Here is a 17,008-nt window from a genome sequence, read left to right on the forward strand (position 1 = left end):
ATTGCTTATCCGGCCTATGCAAGATTTAACGGTCCCAGTACGACTCTTCGAGACTGTCTTCACGTTCCGGCAAACCGCGCGTCAGGCGCGGTGAATGCTGGTTCAGCACCTGATAACTCACGCGATTAGCATACTTACACACCTGGGCTAACGACGAATAGGTCAGCCAGGTGAACTTGTGCTTGCTGGAGTTAGGTACGTTGCTGCGGTGATAGCTGTTGGCGGTAATATCATGCAGCAATGCCGCCAGCGCGCCATCACCCGCGCCGTTGGTATTCATTATCTTTTCAGGCCCGCCCATATACGGTGCGATGTGCGAATACACGCGCAGCGGATTGGTACAGTCTTTATGGCGCATGGCGCGGCTGAATTCGTACTGGTTAAATTCGGCAATAGCACCGGGTAGCAGCGGATGCTGGGTTTTACGTTTGACTTCTTCTTCCGTAAAGCCCGCCATATACAGACCCGCCGGACCCGCAGTGCACAGCACCAGATCCACCCAATCCAGCGCCTTGTCAGACGCCAGCAGCGGGTCGTTTTCGCCGGTCAGCGCTTCGGCCTCTTCTTCATTCATCGCCAGAATAGAGACATGCTCTTTCAGGAATGCCTGCCACCACTGCGGGTTATCGGCAATGACAAATTTGGTGCCCAGGGTCAGAACCACCGGCACATTGTGTTTTTTGGCATATTCAATCGCCTTCATGGTCGCTTCCGGCATCGGCTCACCCGGTTCGCAGCGCACCAGGTAGGACGTCAGCACCAGCGCGGACGCGCCGGCAATCACCGATTCAGGGATGCTATCCGCCCGTAGTTTATTCATATGCCCAGGGCTGATTGCGAAGGTACGCTCACCTGACTCGCCAATCAGCGTAAAGCAGCGGCCAATCGGTCCGTTAACGCCTTGCAGGTAGTTCAGGTCGGTACGGCTGGATGTATTGCATAAATAGCGGTACGCATAGCTGCCAATCTCGATATTGCTGCACATCACGCCCAGCAGCACCGAGCGGTCATCCGCCAGTACGGAGTAGTTGTGCATCGTGTTACCGATAGTACCGCCCGCAAACTGATGGGTGATCAAATTTTCACGCACCAGTTCCTGGTAGAGCGCTTCAGCAACATCATCGGCAATCACCAGAGAGTGCCCGGCGCTTAATCCATAACGTTTTACAAAATCATCATCCACTTTGGCTTCAATATCCACCAGCGTCTGGTCGATGCCCACCACCCAGGCTGCGCTGGTTTCATTTTCTGGCTGAATTTGTTGCAGCAACGGATCGCGCGCGCTGACGGGAAAATAGTGTTTGGATTTGCGTTTACCGGGAAATTTCATGGTCGATTTTACGGGTGGTTAACTGAGCGATGCATGGTAGCACATTCCCTGCCACGCATGCGATGCAGCGCTAAGTTTCAATATCAGACGGTGAGATCGCAGTTTATACGGGAGTAATTTCTACAATAACTCACCTTCACAAGGAGCGTTTTATGAAGCCGGAAAACAAGATCCCCGTACTCGACAGAATTTCGGATGAAATGAAAAGCGTGGTGAATTTTCATCGCGACGATCTGCCGCCGTGGCCCGCTGCCGATGACTTCGTGGCCCAGCGCCAACACTACATTCATGAACGGCAGTTGTGGAATGCCGATGCCCCAGAAATGGATACCCGCGAATGCGTTATTTCTACCGCATGCGGCCCCGTGGCCACACGCATCTACGCTCCGCAACCCCATAGCCAGGCAACGCTATATTACCTGCACGGCGGCGGTTTTATTCTCGGTAATCTGGATACCCACGACCGTATTATGCGCTTGCTGGCGCGCTATACGCAGTGCACTGTAATTGGTATCGACTATTCGCTTGCGCCGGAAGCCCGTTTCCCGCAAGCCATCGAAGAGATTGCCGCCGTCTGCCAGTATTTTCATCAGCACGCTGGCGACTATTCTCTTAATGTGAATCATATTGGTTTTGCGGGCGATTCCGCCGGGGCCATGCTGGCGCTTGCCAGCGCGCTGTGGCTGCGGGATAAACGCATTGTCTGCGGCAAGGTGGCTGGAGTGCTGTTGTGGTATGGGCTTTACGGCCTGCAGGATTCACTGAGCCGACGGCTGATGGGCGGAGCGTGGGATGGGTTAACCCGCGAGGACTTGCAGATGTACGAAAACGCGTACCTGCGTAGCGCTGACGATCGCGAGTCACCGTATTATTGCCTGTTCAATAACGACCTGACGCGCGACGTGCCGCCGTGTTTTATCGCCGGCGCTGAATTTGATCCGCTGATTGACGATAGCCGCTTACTATTCCAGACGTTGCAGGCGCATCAGCAGCCCTGTCAGTACAAAATGTACCCCGGTACGCTGCACGCCTTCCTGCACTATTCGCGAATGATGAAAACCGCCGACGATGCGTTGCGGGAAGGCGCTCGTTACTTCAGAGCCCAGCTTTAACGGTAAGCGTCGGTCAGTTTAACCATCATTTCAATATGTTCCGGTGCGGCATTAAGCGCCGGAATATACTCATATTGCTTACCGCCCGCCTCGAGGAAAATTTCCCGGTTTTGTACCGCTATCTCTTCCAGCGTTTCGAGGCAATCTGCCGAGAAGCCCGGACACATAACCTGGATATGTTGTGTCCCTTTCTCCGCCAGCATTTTTAACGTTTCGTCGGTATACGGCGTCAGCCACGGTTCGCGGCCAAAGCGAGACTGGAAGGTCATCATTACTTTTTCTGGCGGCAGACCAAGCGCTGAAACCAGCTCACGGGTGGTATCGCGACAGCGCTGCGGGTAGTCATCGCCTTCATCGGCGTAACGCTGCGGAATGCCGTGGTAAGAGAGCAGCAGCAAATCAGGTTCACCGTGTTGAGCAAATGAATCCCGGGCACTCTTCGCCAGCGCATCGATGTAGCTGCTGTCATCGGCGTAATCACGAATAAATGAAACGCCAGGAATACCGCGTTTACGCGCTAAGATACGCGCCAGTTCATCCCAGACGGCTGCAACAGTTGAACAGGAATATTGCGGATACAGCGGTAACACCACCATGTGTTCAACCCCGCTTGCCAACAGTTCATCGACCGCGCTTTCGAGCGATGGCGAACCGTAGCTCATTCCCAGCGCGACAGGGGTATTTGGTAGGCGTTCTGCCAGCGCCTGCTGTTGTGCCTTGCTGTAGACCATCAGCGGGGAACCGTCTTCCATCCAGATTGACTGGTATAGCTTGGCTACGCGTGGCGCACGCAACGGTAAAATCACCCCGCGCAGCAGCGGCCACCACAGTGCAGGTGACGTATCAACTACGCGTGGATCGCTTAAAAACTGGCGCAGGTAGCGCTTAACGGCTTCGGGGGTTGGGGCATCGGGAGTGCCGAGGTTTGCCAGCAGGATACCGGTTTTCGTCTGACGCATTACCGCCTCTTATCGATTCAAATTGTTGATAATTGTAGCGGAAAAGCGATCAAGAAGAACTAATTGCTGTGAGAGGTAAGACGAGAATTTGCCTGATGGCACTGCGCTTATCAGGCCTACGAGATAATGGCAGGCCTGATAAGAGGTTTATTACGCGAAAAAATTAGCCGAGGATTTTTTCCAGGGCTGCGCGCACGTCAGCCACGGCCTGAGTACCGTCAACTTTCGCGTATTTGGTGTTACCCGCCTGCGCTTCTTTAGAGTAGTAGCCGATCAGCGGAGCGGTCATCTGATGGTATTCCACCAGGCGCTTACGTACGGTCTCTTCCTGATCGTCTTTACGGGTGGTCAGCTCTTCGCCGGTCACGTCGTCTTTACCTTCAACCTTAGGCGGGTTGAATTTGATGTGGTAAACGCGGCCAGAAGCAGCGTGTACGCGACGACCCACGATACGGTCAACGATCAGTTCGTCAGGTACGTCAAACTCCAGAACGTAATCCACGTTGATGCCCGCTTCTTTCATGGCGTCTGCCTGCGGAATAGTACGCGGGAAGCCATCAAGCAGGAAACCATTACGGCAGTCTTCCTGAGCAATACGCTCTTTTACCAGCGCGATCACCAGCTCATCAGTCACCAGCTTACCGGCATCCATGATGTCTTTCGCTTGTTTGCCCAGCTCGGAGCCAGATTTCACGGCGGCACGCAGCATATCACCGGTGGAGATTTGCGGAATACCATACTTCTCCATGATGAACTGAGCCTGAGTTCCTTTACCCGCGCCCGGAGCGCCAAGCAGAATGATACGCATTACGAAAATCCCCTTAAAGGTTGTCGATATTTTTTAAAAAGCGCTAAACGATACCACCATCACGCAATTGGCTCAAGAAAGACGCCCGGCGCTGAAACGGTTAACGGTGGGAAAATTAAAAATAAGGCGAGAAAATGCCGGATCGCGGTGTAAACAGCGTATCCGGCATGAGATTGACGAGAGTGTAGGCCGGATAAGCGTTAGCGCCATCCGGCATCACATTGCGGGTATCAGGACACCAGCAACTGGTTCATACGACGGATGAACTGGTTCGGATCTTCCAGCGTGCCGCGCTCAGCAAATAGCGCCTGATCCAGCAGCAGTTCGACCCACTCTTTAAACTGTGCTTCATCCTGGGTATCCGCCGTGCGTTTTACCAGCACGTGGTCCGGGTTCAGTTCAAAGATATATTTCACTTCCGGTACGGCCTGGCCCGCAGCGGCAAACAGTTTCGCCATCTGGGTGCTCATTTCATCCGCATCGGTGGTGACGATGGCTGGCGTGTCGGTCAGACGGTGAGTCAGACGCACTTCTTTCACGCGGTCGCCCAGCAGGGTTTTCACGCGCTCAACGAACGGCGTCAGTGCTTTTTCCGCTTCTTTTGCCGATTCATCAACTTCATCCGCCAGCTTGTCGATGGACTCGTCAGCTTTGGCAACAGACTGGAATGCCTTACCGTCGAACTCGGTCAGGTAGTTCATCATCCACTCATCGATGCGATCAGAAAGCAGCAGCACTTCGATGCCTTTCTTACGCAGCAGTTCCAGGTGCGGGCTGCTCTTCGCTGCCGCGTAGCTGTCTGCAGTGATGTAGTAGATTTTCTCCTGCCCTTCTTTCATACGCGACACGTAGTCTTCCAGCGACACGGTCTGTGCGGAGGAGTCAGTATGCGTAGACGCGAAGCGCATCAGCTTAGCGATAGTTTCCTGGTTGGCGTGATCTTCCGCCGGGCCTTCTTTCAGCACCAGGCCGAACTGCTTCCAGAAGGTCTGGTATTTTTCCGCATCGTCTTTCGCCAGTTTTTCCAGCATCTGCAGTACGCGTTTGGTCAGCGCGCTGCGCAGGTTACGGGTGACGGTGCTGTCCTGCAGGATCTCACGAGAAACGTTCAGCGGCAGATCGTTGGAATCTATCAGACCGCGGACAAAGCGCAGATAGTTCGGCATGAACTGCTCGGCGTCGTCCATGATGAACACGCGCTGGACGTACAGTTTCAGACCATGCTTGTGATCGCGGTTCCACATATCCCACGGAGCCTGGGACGGGATGTACAGCAGGCTGGTGTACTCCTGCTTACCTTCCACACGGTTGTGGCTCCAGGTCAGCGGGTCAGTGAAGTCGTGGGCGATGTGCTTGTAGAATTCGTTGTACTCGTCGTCTTTGATTTCCGACTTGTTTCGGGTCCACAGCGCCTGCGCCTTGTTGATCTTTTCCCAGGAAACCACGGTCTCGCCGTCTTTCTCTTCGGATTTTTCGATCTCTACCGGCAGAGCGATATGGTCGGAATATTTGCTGATGATGGAACGTACGCGCCAGTCATCAAGGAACTCATCTTCGCCTTCGCGCAGGTGCAGAGTGATTTCGGTGCCGCGATCGTCTTTGGTGATGTCGGCAACAGTGTACTCGCCTTCGCCCGCAGATTCCCAGAACACGCCGTTTTCCGGTTTATCGCCCGCAGCGCGGGTACGCACGGTGACTTTGTCCGCCACGATGAACGCAGAGTAGAAACCTACCCCGAACTGGCCGATCAACTGGCTGTCTTTCGCCTGATCGGAACCCATGGATTCGAGGAAAGATTTAGTACCGGATTTCGCAATAGTCCCCAGATGATCGATAACGTCATCACGGTTCATCCCCACGCCATTATCGGCAATGGTCAACGTACGCTTATCTTTATCGAAGGAAACACGTACACGCAGCTCACCGTCCCCTTCATACAGGTCCGGGTTAGAGAGGGCGCGGAAACGCAGCTTGTCTGCCGCATCCGAGGCGTTAGAGATAAGCTCACGCAGGAAGATTTCTTTATTGGAATACAGAGAATGGATCATCAGGTGCAGAAGCTGTTTTACTTCTGACTGAAAACCACGAGTTTCTTGTCCTTTCATGTAGATCTACCTCAACAATGCCATTTTCAATGGTAAAAACACGTTGAGGGTGAAATGGGGACAAGCGGGAAGGATTTCAAGCGGAAGCCGCCGTCGCGGCCTCCGTTTGTTCAGAATTTAATCTTGTGTCGTCCTGCCAGAGAGTGCGACAGCGTAGTGCCATCGACCATTTCCAGCTCGCCGCCTACCGGAACGCCATGGGCGATACGGCTGGCTTCAACGCCATATTGCATGCAAAGCTCAGCAATATAGTTGGCGGTCGCCTCTCCTTCGACCGTGGGATTGGTCGCCAGGATCAGTTCGTTGATGTGCTCGGACGCCAGTCGCTGTTCGAGACGATCCAGCCCGATATCATCAGGGCCAATACCGTCCAGCGGCGACAGGTGTCCCATCAGCACGAAGTAACGTCCAGAAAATTGCCCGGTTTGCTCAATGGCGTAGATGTCCGCCGGACTTTCCACCACGCAAATCTGACCGTTTTCCTGGCGACGCGGGTTCGAACAGATGTTGCAGACGTCTTGCTCTGTGAATGTGCGGCAATCGGCACAGTGGCCGATTTCCGACATTGCCTTCGTTAACGCCTGTGCCAGACGCATCCCGCCGCTGCGATCGCGCTGAAGTAGCGTGAACGCCATGCGCTGCGCCGACTTCGGGCCAACGCCCGGCAGACAGCGCAGTGCTTCCATAAGCTGAGTTAACAGCGGGCTGGTTTGCATCAGAACGGCATCTTAAAGCCAGGCGGCAGCTGCATTCCGGAGGAAACAGAGGCCATCTTCTCTTTCTGCGTCTCTTCAATGCGACGTGCAGCGTCGTTGAATGCCGCAGCAACCAGGTCTTCCAGCATCTCTTTGTCGTCTTCCAGCAGGCTTGGATCGATCTCCACACGACGGCAGTTGTGCGCGCCGTTGATGGTCACTTTCACCAGACCCGCGCCAGATTCGCCGGTCACTTCCAGCTTGGCGACTTCTTCCTGCATCTGCTGCATTTTTTCTTGCATCTGCTGGGCCTGTTTCATCAGGTTACCCAGACCGCCTTTACCAAACATAGGCTTCTCTCTCAATCACGTTAAGGGATGACGACCGTCAAACCATTAGGCTCACGATCAAATGGGGCGAATACTCTCTTCGTCCAGCTCCGCATCGAAAAAACGACGCAGCGTCTGGATGTTATTATCCGCAATAATCGACTCACGCGCCTGCGCGAGCTTCTCTTCATAAATGGCCTGACGCCACTCCAGCGGCGTACGCACCGCTGGATTATCATCTTCAACGATGGTCAATTCAACCGTTGACCCCGTTAAGGAACTCAGTGCTTCAGCCAGTTTTTGCTGCGCGCCGCTGGAATTAAGGTGTCGCTGCGTGGAACGCAGGTGCAGGCAAACCACGTTGCCATTCTCTTCTTTCCAGGCATTAAGCGCCACCTGCTCCACCAGTTTTGGCAGCGAGAGCTGGCTCACCTGGGCGGCCCACGGGTCGCGTTCAATGGCTTCAGCCGCAAGCTTTGCCGCCAATTCCGGCGTTTTTTCATGCTCAAGCGCTTTTTTCAGCGCTTTCGGCGTGGCGACGACTTCTTTGACTTCTGCAACAGGATTGGTCGCTTTCCAGCGATACGCTTCTTTCTTCGCCGGTGCTTTTTCCAGCGCAGAGACCGCCGGACGCGCCTGAACACGTTCCGACACCGAAGCCAGTCTTTCCAGCGCAGCATTATTCACCGGCCGCGCGCGGGAAGCGGCTGCCGGTTCACTCTTTTTTGCTTTGGTTGCTCCCTGAGCGCGTTGCAACTGGCTGCGCGCCGCCAGCACCTGGCTGGTGGCATCGGAGAGCGGCACATTCTGTTGCTGCTGAGCAGGCGCAGGCTGCTGCTGCACCTGCGTCGGAGTCATCACCGCAGTGGGTGCGACCGGGGCAAACGACTGTCGTGGAACTTCAGGTTCCGGTAGTGGCATGCGCGGATGAAAAGCCAGCGCACGCAACAGCGTCATTTCGACGCCCATTCGCCTGTCCGGCGCATACGGCAGTTCTTTGCGCCCGATTAACAAAGTCTGGTAATAAAGCTGCACATCGGTTGGCGGAACAATTCGCGCCAGTTCACGCATACGCTGTTCAATGGCGGCCATATCGCTGCCGAGCGCGGCAGGCGAAAGCTGAACCATGGCAATACGATGCAGCAAAGCCGACATCTCAACCAACAGCGCTTCCCATTCGATACCGCGCGCGGCGGCGTCGTTCACCAGCGCCATAACGCGTTCGCCGTCCGCAGCCACAACCGCTTCAACGAGCGAGAGCGCCTGGTCGTCGTCCAGCGTGCCGAGCATGGTGCTCACCGCGTCGGTCGAGACCTGACCATCGCCGCTGGCGATCGCCTGATCGGTCAGGCTCAGCGCATCACGCAGGCTGCCGTCCGCGGCGCGAGCCAGCAGTTGCAGCGCACGTGGTTCATGGGCGATATGCTCTTCTTTGAGGATATGCTCAAGCTGATGGCGAATCTGTTCGACATCCAACGCTTTAAGATGGAATTGCAGACAGCGCGACAGGATAGTCACCGGCAGCTTCTGCGGATCGGTAGTCGCCAGCAGGAACTTAACGTGCGCGGGCGGCTCTTCGAGCGTTTTCAGCAAGGCGTTAAAACTGTGGCGCGACAGCATGTGCACTTCGTCGATCAAGTAGACCTTAAAGCGACCACGCGCAGGCGCATACTGGACGTTATCCAGCAGGTCACGGGTGTCTTCGACTTTGGTGCGTGATGCGGCGTCGATTTCAATCAGATCGACAAAACGCCCCTGCTCAATTTCCCGGCAGTTATCGCACACGCCGCACGGCGTGGCGGTGATGCCAGTTTCACAGTTTAATCCCTTCGCCAGCAAACGGGCGATAGAGGTTTTCCCGACGCCACGGGTGCCGGAAAACAAATAAGCATGATGAATACGCCCTAGCGACAAGCCGTTCGCCAGTGCCGTCAGCACATGTTCCTGGCCGACGACGTCAGCAAAGGTTTGTGGGCGCCATTTTCGGGCTAAGACCTGATAACTCATTGGCAGGCTCTGAAAGGCTGGAGGGTGGATTCACAGGGGGATAATGCTAACACAACCTCGCAGCGACGGCGAGGTTGACACGTTATATTCGGGCGTTATCGTTGCAGTCAGTTTGGTTTCGGGCAGCGCACAGAAACCGGAGCGTACACGCGGTACGTGAGGATTTCGAGCACTGACCGGGGCCAAAATGGCAAAAAAGATAGCCCTAAATTAGTGGCCCGGGAATGGAACCAGGCTATAACAGGTCAGCCCCTGTTTTTCCAGACGCTGTTCGCCGCCCAGATCAAACAGGTTAATGATAAAAGCGGCATCGGTCACTTCACCACCCAGACGGCGGATCAGCTTCACGGTCGCTTCAATCGTGCCGCCGGTTGCCAGCAGATCGTCCACAACCAGCACTTTATCGCCCGGTTTGATGGCATCAACGTGGATTTCCAGCTGATCGGTGCCGTATTCCAGCTCATAGGTCTCAGCAATAACTTCACGCGGAAGCTTACGGGGTTTGCGTACCGGAACAAAGCCGACGCCCAGACCCAACGCTACCGGCGCGCCAAACAGGAAGCCACGCGCTTCGGTGCCAACCACTTTAGTGATACCCGCATTTTTGTAGCGTTCAACCAGCAATTCAATGCTGAGAGCGTAGGCTTTCGGGTCTTCCAGTAAACTGGTGACATCACGAAAGAGAATGCCCGGTTTTGGGTAGTCGTGGATGCTTTTGATGCTATTTTTGAGGAACTCAAGCTGCTGTGCTGTCGCGGTCATAAGTTTGTGCCTGATTAATACAGTATTACTTCACGGCGCACTATACACTTCATCCTCGACGTATCTTGAATGATTTTGTGTCTATATAAGAGTCAAGGTTACACTTGCTTAACCTTTGACCACCTGCGCCTGTGCTCGAAAACGGTCGAATTTACTGGCTGTGAGAGACAATTGCAACAGCGATTATTGCGCTTTACTGCTTTTGTTGTTTTTCATCAATCACCGGGATCCGCCACATAAAAATCAGTAAACAGGCGAGAATAACCAGCAGCAGGCCGCGTACCCACATCATATTAACCAGCCAGAGCGAAATGCCAAACGTCACCAGGATCAACAAAATAGCGCGCGGTTTTGCCCCCGGCGGCATCGCACGGTGTTTTTGCCAGTGGCGCAAATACCCGCCGAACCACGAACGGTATAGCAACCAGTCGTGAAAACGCGGCGATGAGCGGGCAAAACACCAGGCGGCCAGCAGGATGAATGGCGTAGTAGGCAACAGAGGCAATACAACGCCCAGCGTTCCTAACACTACCGCTATCCAGCCAATGATGATTAGAATAATACGTTGCATAATATGAGTACTTAACACAGAGAATCGCTACTTTAGCATAACGGTTCTCATTTTCATCGGAGTGTTGTTGTGAAAACCGCCATGCTGTTACAGACGCTCGAAAACCAGCTTAACCGCCTGCGACAGCGTTGTGCTCCGCTGGCGCATCACACAACGCTTAGCGCCCGCTTTGACAGGCATCTGTTTCACACGCGCAGCACGTTGTTGCAGGCCTGCCTGGATGAAGCTGACGATAATCTTACTGCCCTGCGTCGCGCCGTTGAGCAGCAACAACTTCCACAAATCACCTGGCTTGCGGAACACCTTGCCTCACAGTTAGAGGCGATTTCACGTGAAACTACCAGTTGGTCTCTTCGAGAGTGGGACAGTGCTTCTCCAGGTCTGGCGCGCTGGCAGCGCAAGCGGGTCCAACATCAGGAATTTGAACGCCGTCTGGTTGAAATGACGCGTGAACGCAAAGAGCGTCTGGCTCAGGCTACCGGCTTTGAAGAACAGCAAAAACTGCATCGTGAAGTAGAAGCATTCGAGGCGCGACTGGCGCGCTGTCGCCATGCCCTGGCAAGAATAGAAAACGTGCTGGCGCGTTTAACCCGTTAATCCCCGGAGAATTTATGTCATTAGAGAACGCCCCGGACGAGGTCAAACTGGCCGTCGATTTGATTGTTTTACTTGAGGAAAATCGGGTTGCGCCTGAAACCGTACTGAAGGCGCTGGAGATTGTTAAACGGGATTACGAAAAGAAACAGCTCTCTTCTTCAAAAAACGCGCTATAGCTGAAATGCCTGAAAGCGTTGCACTTATCAGGCCTACGAATGAATCGAAGCTCGCAGGCCTGATGAGTTTTTCTATTAGCCTACCGAAGGCGTCGGATCATCACCTTTAATGATGTCACGCTTAACCTCGGTCACGGTATCACCTTTCGCGTTATGCAGGTGCACTTCGAGCTGGTTAAAGGCGATATCAATGTCGTTTTCACGGCACAAACGATCGACCGCACGGTTCAGTTCATCAACCGTGTGGCTACGATCGCGCAGTTCACGCACGTATAAACGCAGTTCATGATCCAACGTGCTGGCGCCGAAGGCGGTAAAAAACACCGCAGGCTCTGGATCGTGCATCACTTTCGGGTGTTCCATCGCCGCCTGCAACAGCACTTTCTTCACTTTATCCAGATCCGAACCGTAGGCCACGCCGATGCGGATCACCAGACGCGTGGTGGTATCGGAAAGCGACCAGTTGATCAAGCGCTCCGTCACAAAGGCTTTGTTCGGGATGATCACCTCTTTACGATCGAAGTCGGTAATGGTAGTGGCACGGATACGGATCTTGCTGACCGTTCCTGAGAACGTACCGATAGTCACGGTATCGCCGATGCGGACCGGGCGTTCAAACAGGATAATCAGACCCGAAACAAAGTTACCGAAGATTTCCTGCAGACCAAAACCAAGGCCAACCGACAGGGCTGCTGCCAGCCACTGTAGCTTATCCCACGAAACACCGAGCGATCCAAAGACCGTCATCGCGCCGATGGCGATGATTGCATAGTTAAGGATCGTGGTGATCGCATACGAAGCGCCCTGACGCATCTTCAGTCGCGACAGCACCAGCACTTCCAGCAGGCCGGGTAAGTTGCGGATCAGCGCCCACGCGACCATTGAGGCAATAATCGCAAACAGCAGGCTGCCCATGGTGACGTCTTTCACCACCGCAGCCCCCGCTTCGGTGCCATTGTAATGCCAGAGCGTAATGCTATCGAGGTAGCTGAATACGGTTATCAAATCAGACCAAATAGCCCAGAACAGAACACCAAACAGGGCAACCATTACCAGCATGGTAATGCGCAGCGTTTGCTGGTTAACCTGCTCAAGCGCGATGGTCGGTTCTTCCTGCGGCTCGGCACCTTCCGCCCCTTCTTTCACCAGGTTCTGACGACGCGCCAGAGCACGACGCCAGGCAATACGGCGTGCCGCTACGCTCAATCCACGAAGTACCGTCTGATACAGCAGGTTCCAGAGGATAACCAGATAGACCGTTTCAATCCAACGACCGGCCAGGCGCAGCGTGGTGTAGAAATACCCTGTCGCCGTCAGCACCATCAACGCGATCGGGATAATTGAGAGGACGGTAATAGTGACCAGACGCAGGCCATGTGACTCTTTGTCACGCCAGCTTTCGCGGCACATTGGCCATACCAGGAAGGCGATCAGCAACAGGTTGAGGAAAATAACCACCTGACCCAGCACATCGTCCATCAAATTAAGTGGCGACAGCTCAGCAATAACTGACCAGAAGTTAAGCGGCAACAGCGCCAGGCTAATACGCACGATCTGGCGGCGCCAATGGCTGGTCTGTTTCGCTGGCATACCAAAATGACGAATTGCCACGCCATCTTTTTCCAGCACCTTCCAGCACAAACCAAACACCAGCCAGAAGACTGTCATCTTCTTGCTAAACGCCCACAGCAGGTCGCTGATATTCAACTGCATGGTAAGCAGAATCAGGCCCACGGCGAGGATAATCAGGCATGCTGGTAACGCTCTGATGAGATCGATCAGTATCGCTTTTGGGGTATTAAGCTGACTGTCGTTACGCAGGTTACCTACCGCGGCGGCTAACTTCGCCTGATACTCTTTCAACCATTTCAAACGCCAGCGGATTAACCCGGCAATAAGCAGCAGCGGTAGCCCCGCAAGGAATGCAATAAAGACGGCGGGCCAGGCTTTTTCCCAGTTCACCGTGATTTTCATCGACTTAAACTGATCTTTTAGCGTTTGTGGGAAGGCTTTGATCCAGTCCCAGTCCATCGGACGGTTACTATTAACCCAGAAGATTTGCTGCGTGAGGATCCCTTTCAGGTTCTTCGACACGCTCATTAGCTGCTGTTGATTGATTTGCAGGTTAATCGCCATCATCAACTGGTTGCCCAACTGCTTGTTCAACTGATCCAACAGTTCACGGCGCATATCCACAACCTGCAGCAGGGCATCATGGACTTCACCATTCACTTCGTTGCTGTGCCCTTCTTCCAGTTTGGCGACAAACGCATCGTTCTGGAATAGCGCATCGCGCTGCTGGTTAATCTCAAACTGTTCCAGACGCAAATCGGCGATTCGGTTAGTCATATCGGCAAGTTCATCCGCCGACGGCAGGGTTTGCTGTTGCTGATACAGAATACGCGACAGCAGCAGGCTGCCTTTGAGGACTGCGATCTGTTCTTTAATATTGCGTTCGGATTGCAGCGCGCGGTCAAGCCAGTTTTTGACTTTGATATTCTGCTGCATCAGGTTGTTGCCGTTTTCGGTCGCGGCAATCAGACGCTGACTTAGCTGATGGTTAACGTCCAGTTCCTGCTTCACTAACGGATTTGACTGAATACGCTCGGCTTCATCCGGTGTTACCGCTTCCTGAGCCGTCTTTTCGGTTAGCGTCAATCGTTTGCTGTTCACCGCTTCTTGCAGGAGCTGGAGCTGATGTTCAAGCCGGTTACTGTTAGCTGTTACGTAATCACGTTGTTTTTGCAAGGTATCCTGCAAAACAGTATTGCCTTCCAGGCTCTTACGCTGTTGGTCGATTTGCGCATTCAGCAGCGCCTGCTGCGCCTGCAGCAACACCTGCTGGCTGGGGCGTAACGCCGCCTCTCCCACATTGGTGCCATCGAGTCGATTGCGGATTTGCTGCATTTGCTGCGACGCGGTGTACATCGCATTCTGCACACGCTCTGGCTGCGTCTGGAGCGACACCAGTTGGCTGTTGTAGGCAGCAAGATCGTTTTGCGAGCTTTGCAGGTCATCCAAAACTTGTGCCACGCGCGACTCAAGCTGTCGCAAGGAGAGTGTACTCAGCGTTTTTCGCGTTTCATCGTCGTTATCGACATCGCTGAGCGAATTTAACGCATCCGTCGCCTGACGCATTTTCTCCGGTGCCTGGGCAACTTTCTGGCGAAGCTGTACGGTCTCATCCTTCACGCGTTCGATTTTATCCAGCGTGGCGATGGTATCAATGAGATCCTGTTGAACCAGCTTATCCTGCGCGGAGAGATCTTTTTGTTTACTCAGTGCATCCAGTTGGCTCTGAATATCCGCTTTCGTCGGCAGTTCACCACTCTGTTGCGCCCGCGCAAAAGCAGACGACTGGCAAGAAAGCAAGAGAATGAAGAAAAGAATGGTAATAGCAATAAGATGCTGTGAACGTTTATAGAGCTGCAACATAGTCATGAGAGTGAACGTTTCTGAACCGGAAAAGTGACCGAAAATAGTCAAGCGGCAAGAATATCACGGCTGTGACCGGCAGAATAGCAGCAGGCAAAACGACCAGGAGAATTCCTGGTACAGGCCCAAAACGTTTAGTGGATTTCCGCCACGCCAACCCGCAGAGTTGGGCACATAAGGCACATCTCCAGCAGCACAGCGACGTATTCCCGAGCTTCTTTTTTCAGGTCAAACGATTCGGGGGCAAATAACCAGTTTTCTATGATTCCGGTAATATAGCTACGCAACAGGACCGCCACGCGACGGGTGTTCAGGTTTTCCGGCAGCATATTGGCATCCATACAGTGCCGCAATGTTTGTTCGATACGATCGTAATTTTCAATACAAAGATGGCGTTGAGCTAACTGAACAGAGGCCATTTCCCCGACAAATTCGCATTTGTGGAATATAATTTCCAGCAACAAACGTCGGCGTTCTTCTGTCACGGTAGCTTCAAGAACGTAAATTAAAATTTCTCTTAATACTGATAGTGGATCGTCGGGGAATTTTGCCTGATACTCAGTCTCTAACTCATCAATGTTAGGTTTTGCTAGCTCCCAGATTTCACTGAATAAATCCGACTTGTTTTTGAAATGCCAATAGATTGCGCCGCGCGTGACACCAGCGGCTTTTGCGATCTCCGCAAGCGAGGTGGATGATACCCCTTGTTGCGAAAACAAATGCAGAGCAACATCGAGAATATGCTGTCGTGTTTCCTGTGCTTGTTGTTTGGTTTTTCGTGCCATATGTCAGTGAATTTACAGGCGTTAGATTTACATACATTTGTGAATGTATGTACCATAGCACGACGATAATATAAACGCAGCAATGGGTTTATGGGCTTTAAGCCATTGATCAATTTGAAATCGGACACTCGAGGTTTACATATGAACAAAAACAGAGGGTTAACGCCTCTGGCAGTCGTTCTGATGCTCTCAGGCAGCTTAGCGCTAACAGGATGTGACGACAAACAGGCCCAACAAGGGGGCCAGCAGATGCCAGAGGTTGGAGTTGTTACACTCAAAACTGAACCTCTACAGATAACAACCGAGCTTCCGGGTCGCACCAGTGCGTTTCGCATTGCAGAAGTTCGCCCTCAGGTTAGCGGTATTATCCTGAAGCGTAATTTCACTGAAGGTGGTGACATCGAAGCGGGTGTATCTCTCTATCAGATTGATCCTGCGACTTACCAGGCCGCTTACGAAAGCGCAAAAGGCGATCTGGCCAAAGCACAAGCCGCAGCAAATATCGCTCAACTGACGGTTAAACGTTATCAGAAACTGTTGGGTACTAAGTACATCAGTCAACAGGATTACGATAGCGCGCTGGCAGACGCACAGCAGGCAAATGCCGCCGTTGTCGCCGCGAAAGCCGCAGTAGAAACTGCACGCATCAATCTGGCCTATACCAAAGTGACGTCGCCGATCAGCGGCCGCATTGGTAAATCATCCGTTACGGAAGGTGCTCTGGTGCAAAACGGTCAAGCGACCGCACTGGCGACCGTTCAGCAGTTGGACCCGATCTACGTGGACGTGACGCAGTCAAGCAACGACTTCTTGCGCCTGAAACAGGAGCTGGCCAACGGCACGCTGAAGCAAGAGAACGGCAAAGCGAAAGTCGAACTGGTAACCAATGACGGCATTAAATTCCCGCAGTCCGGTACGCTGGAGTTTTCTGATGTGACGGTTGATCAAACCACCGGGTCGATTACGTTACGCGCAATCTTCCCTAACCCGGATCACACCTTACTGCCGGGTATGTTCGTCCGTGCACGCCTGGAAGAAGGGATTAACCCAACTGCATTACTGGTTCCACAGCAAGGTGTTACCCGTACACCGCGTGGCGATGCCAGTGCATTGGTTATCGGTGCAGACAACAAAGTTGAAACTCGTCAAATTGTCGCCGCACAAGCGATTGGTGACAAATGGTTAGTCACTGATGGACTTAAGCCGGGCGACCGCGTGATTGTTACTGGGCTGCAGAAAGTACGTCCTGGCGCGCAGGTAAAAGCGCAGGAAATCACCGCTGATAACAACCAGCAAGGCGAAAGCGGTAGCCAGCCTGAACAGTCCAAGTCTTAACT

General features: G+C 53.4%; 15 protein-coding genes and 1 other annotated feature. Of the genes, 4 read left to right on the forward strand and 11 right to left on the reverse strand.

Annotated features, from left to right (window positions below; translation table 11 throughout):
* Positions 1 to 25: 25 nt before the first annotated feature.
* Entirely contained in the window at positions 26 to 1,330 is a 1,305-nt protein-coding gene (gsk, locus tag BZK41_RS12600) for an inosine/guanosine kinase (RefSeq protein WP_003021781.1), read from the reverse strand.
* 152 nt (positions 1,331 to 1,482) lie between these two features.
* On the opposite strand from gsk, the gene aes reads away from it, so the two are divergent.
* Complete coding sequence (gene aes, locus BZK41_RS12605; RefSeq protein ID WP_079938351.1) at positions 1,483 to 2,442, forward strand: acetyl esterase; 960 nt, start codon at positions 1,483 to 1,485, stop codon at positions 2,440 to 2,442.
* Here the strand turns inward: aes and hemH are convergent.
* The 8 genes from hemH to BZK41_RS12655 all read right to left on the reverse strand — a co-directional run bounded on the left by hemH (position 2,439) and on the right by BZK41_RS12655 (position 10,678).
* A complete protein-coding gene (hemH, locus tag BZK41_RS12610) occupies positions 2,439 to 3,401 on the reverse strand; it encodes a ferrochelatase (protein WP_079938352.1) in 963 nt (320 codons plus the stop codon). The two genes, aes and hemH, sit on opposite strands and share 4 nt — an antisense overlap.
* A 163-nt stretch (positions 3,402 to 3,564) precedes the next feature.
* Positions 3,565 to 4,209 (reverse strand): adenylate kinase, encoded by a 645-nt coding sequence (gene adk / locus BZK41_RS12615; protein WP_003021773.1) that lies wholly within the window; start codon positions 4,207 to 4,209, stop codon positions 3,565 to 3,567.
* Between the two features lie 230 nt (positions 4,210 to 4,439).
* Positions 4,440 to 6,314 (reverse strand): molecular chaperone HtpG, encoded by a 1,875-nt coding sequence (gene htpG / locus BZK41_RS12625; protein ID WP_032942554.1) that lies wholly within the window; start codon positions 6,312 to 6,314, stop codon positions 4,440 to 4,442.
* Between the two features lie 110 nt (positions 6,315 to 6,424).
* Positions 6,425 to 7,030, reverse strand: a complete 606-nt coding sequence (gene recR, locus BZK41_RS12630; RefSeq protein WP_079938353.1) for a recombination mediator RecR — start codon at positions 7,028 to 7,030, stop codon at positions 6,425 to 6,427.
* Entirely contained in the window at positions 7,030 to 7,359 is a 330-nt protein-coding gene (locus tag BZK41_RS12635; RefSeq protein ID WP_003021764.1) for a YbaB/EbfC family nucleoid-associated protein, read from the reverse strand. Before BZK41_RS12635 ends, recR begins: the two co-directional genes overlap by 1 nt.
* Before the next feature lie 57 nt (positions 7,360 to 7,416).
* Positions 7,417 to 9,345 (reverse strand): DNA polymerase III subunit gamma/tau, encoded by a 1,929-nt coding sequence (gene dnaX, locus BZK41_RS12640; protein WP_079938354.1) that lies wholly within the window; start codon positions 9,343 to 9,345, stop codon positions 7,417 to 7,419.
* Positions 8,020 to 8,084, reverse strand: a sequence feature (DnaX frameshifting element). (Overlaps the previous gene by 65 nt.)
* 210 nt (positions 9,346 to 9,555) lie before the next feature.
* Positions 9,556 to 10,107 (reverse strand): adenine phosphoribosyltransferase, encoded by a 552-nt coding sequence (gene apt / locus BZK41_RS12645; protein WP_003021759.1) that lies wholly within the window; start codon positions 10,105 to 10,107, stop codon positions 9,556 to 9,558.
* 193 nt (positions 10,108 to 10,300) lie between these two features.
* Complete coding sequence (locus BZK41_RS12655) at positions 10,301 to 10,678, reverse strand: DUF454 family protein (RefSeq protein WP_008783969.1); 378 nt, start codon at positions 10,676 to 10,678, stop codon at positions 10,301 to 10,303.
* 69 nt (positions 10,679 to 10,747) lie between these two features.
* Here BZK41_RS12655 and priC point away from each other — a divergent pair, with 69 nt between their 5' ends.
* Together priC and rsmS are read left to right on the forward strand one after the other, a co-directional pair.
* Positions 10,748 to 11,275, forward strand: a complete 528-nt coding sequence (priC, locus tag BZK41_RS12660; RefSeq protein WP_079938355.1) for a primosomal replication protein N'' — start codon at positions 10,748 to 10,750, stop codon at positions 11,273 to 11,275.
* Positions 11,276 to 11,289: 14 nt separating this feature from the next.
* Complete coding sequence (gene rsmS / locus BZK41_RS12665; RefSeq protein ID WP_079938356.1) at positions 11,290 to 11,451, forward strand: pleiotropic regulatory protein RsmS; 162 nt, start codon at positions 11,290 to 11,292, stop codon at positions 11,449 to 11,451.
* Between the two features lie 75 nt (positions 11,452 to 11,526).
* Here the strand turns inward: rsmS and mscK are convergent, their stop codons facing one another.
* Positions 11,527 to 14,892, reverse strand: coding sequence for a mechanosensitive channel MscK (gene mscK / locus BZK41_RS12670; RefSeq protein ID WP_079938357.1), 3,366 nt, complete (start codon positions 14,890 to 14,892; stop codon positions 11,527 to 11,529).
* Between the two features lie 128 nt (positions 14,893 to 15,020).
* Positions 15,021 to 15,671 carry a multidrug efflux transporter transcriptional repressor AcrR gene (acrR, locus tag BZK41_RS12675; RefSeq protein ID WP_079938358.1) on the reverse strand — a complete coding sequence of 217 codons (651 nt, stop codon included), beginning with the start codon at positions 15,669 to 15,671 and terminating at the stop codon, positions 15,021 to 15,023.
* A 141-nt stretch (positions 15,672 to 15,812) separates the two neighbouring features.
* On the opposite strand from acrR, the gene acrA reads away from it, so the two are divergent.
* Positions 15,813 to 17,006, forward strand: a complete 1,194-nt coding sequence (gene acrA, locus BZK41_RS12680) for a multidrug efflux RND transporter periplasmic adaptor subunit AcrA (protein ID WP_048226274.1) — start codon at positions 15,813 to 15,815, stop codon at positions 17,004 to 17,006.
* The last annotated feature ends 2 nt before the right edge of the window (positions 17,007 to 17,008 follow it).

This window comes from Citrobacter sp. A316, assembly GCF_002042945.1.
Taxonomy (GTDB): domain Bacteria; phylum Pseudomonadota; class Gammaproteobacteria; order Enterobacterales; family Enterobacteriaceae; genus Citrobacter; species Citrobacter portucalensis.

What these genes read in the sequence shown, in the direction of transcription:
- gsk (WP_003021781.1), bottom strand. Translation starts at nt 1,330, where the DNA reads ATGAAATTTCCCGGTAAACGCAAATCCAAACACTATTTTCCCGTCAGC.
- aes (WP_079938351.1), top strand. Translation starts at nt 1,483, where the DNA reads ATGAAGCCGGAAAACAAGATCCCCGTACTCGACAGAATTTCGGATGAA.
- hemH (WP_079938352.1), bottom strand. Translation starts at nt 3,401, where the DNA reads ATGCGTCAGACGAAAACCGGTATCCTGCTGGCAAACCTCGGCACTCCC.
- adk (WP_003021773.1), bottom strand. Translation starts at nt 4,209, where the DNA reads ATGCGTATCATTCTGCTTGGCGCTCCGGGCGCGGGTAAAGGAACTCAG.
- htpG (WP_032942554.1), bottom strand. Translation starts at nt 6,314, where the DNA reads ATGAAAGGACAAGAAACTCGTGGTTTTCAGTCAGAAGTAAAACAGCTT.
- recR (WP_079938353.1), bottom strand. Translation starts at nt 7,030, where the DNA reads ATGCAAACCAGCCCGCTGTTAACTCAGCTTATGGAAGCACTGCGCTGT.
- BZK41_RS12635 (WP_003021764.1), bottom strand. Translation starts at nt 7,359, where the DNA reads ATGTTTGGTAAAGGCGGTCTGGGTAACCTGATGAAACAGGCCCAGCAG.
- dnaX (WP_079938354.1), bottom strand. Translation starts at nt 9,345, where the DNA reads ATGAGTTATCAGGTCTTAGCCCGAAAATGGCGCCCACAAACCTTTGCT.
- apt (WP_003021759.1), bottom strand. Translation starts at nt 10,107, where the DNA reads ATGACCGCGACAGCACAGCAGCTTGAGTTCCTCAAAAATAGCATCAAA.
- BZK41_RS12655 (WP_008783969.1), bottom strand. Translation starts at nt 10,678, where the DNA reads ATGCAACGTATTATTCTAATCATCATTGGCTGGATAGCGGTAGTGTTA.
- rsmS (WP_079938356.1), top strand. Translation starts at nt 11,290, where the DNA reads ATGTCATTAGAGAACGCCCCGGACGAGGTCAAACTGGCCGTCGATTTG.
- mscK (WP_079938357.1), bottom strand. Translation starts at nt 14,892, where the DNA reads ATGACTATGTTGCAGCTCTATAAACGTTCACAGCATCTTATTGCTATT.
- acrR (WP_079938358.1), bottom strand. Translation starts at nt 15,671, where the DNA reads ATGGCACGAAAAACCAAACAACAAGCACAGGAAACACGACAGCATATT.
- acrA (WP_048226274.1), top strand. Translation starts at nt 15,813, where the DNA reads ATGAACAAAAACAGAGGGTTAACGCCTCTGGCAGTCGTTCTGATGCTC.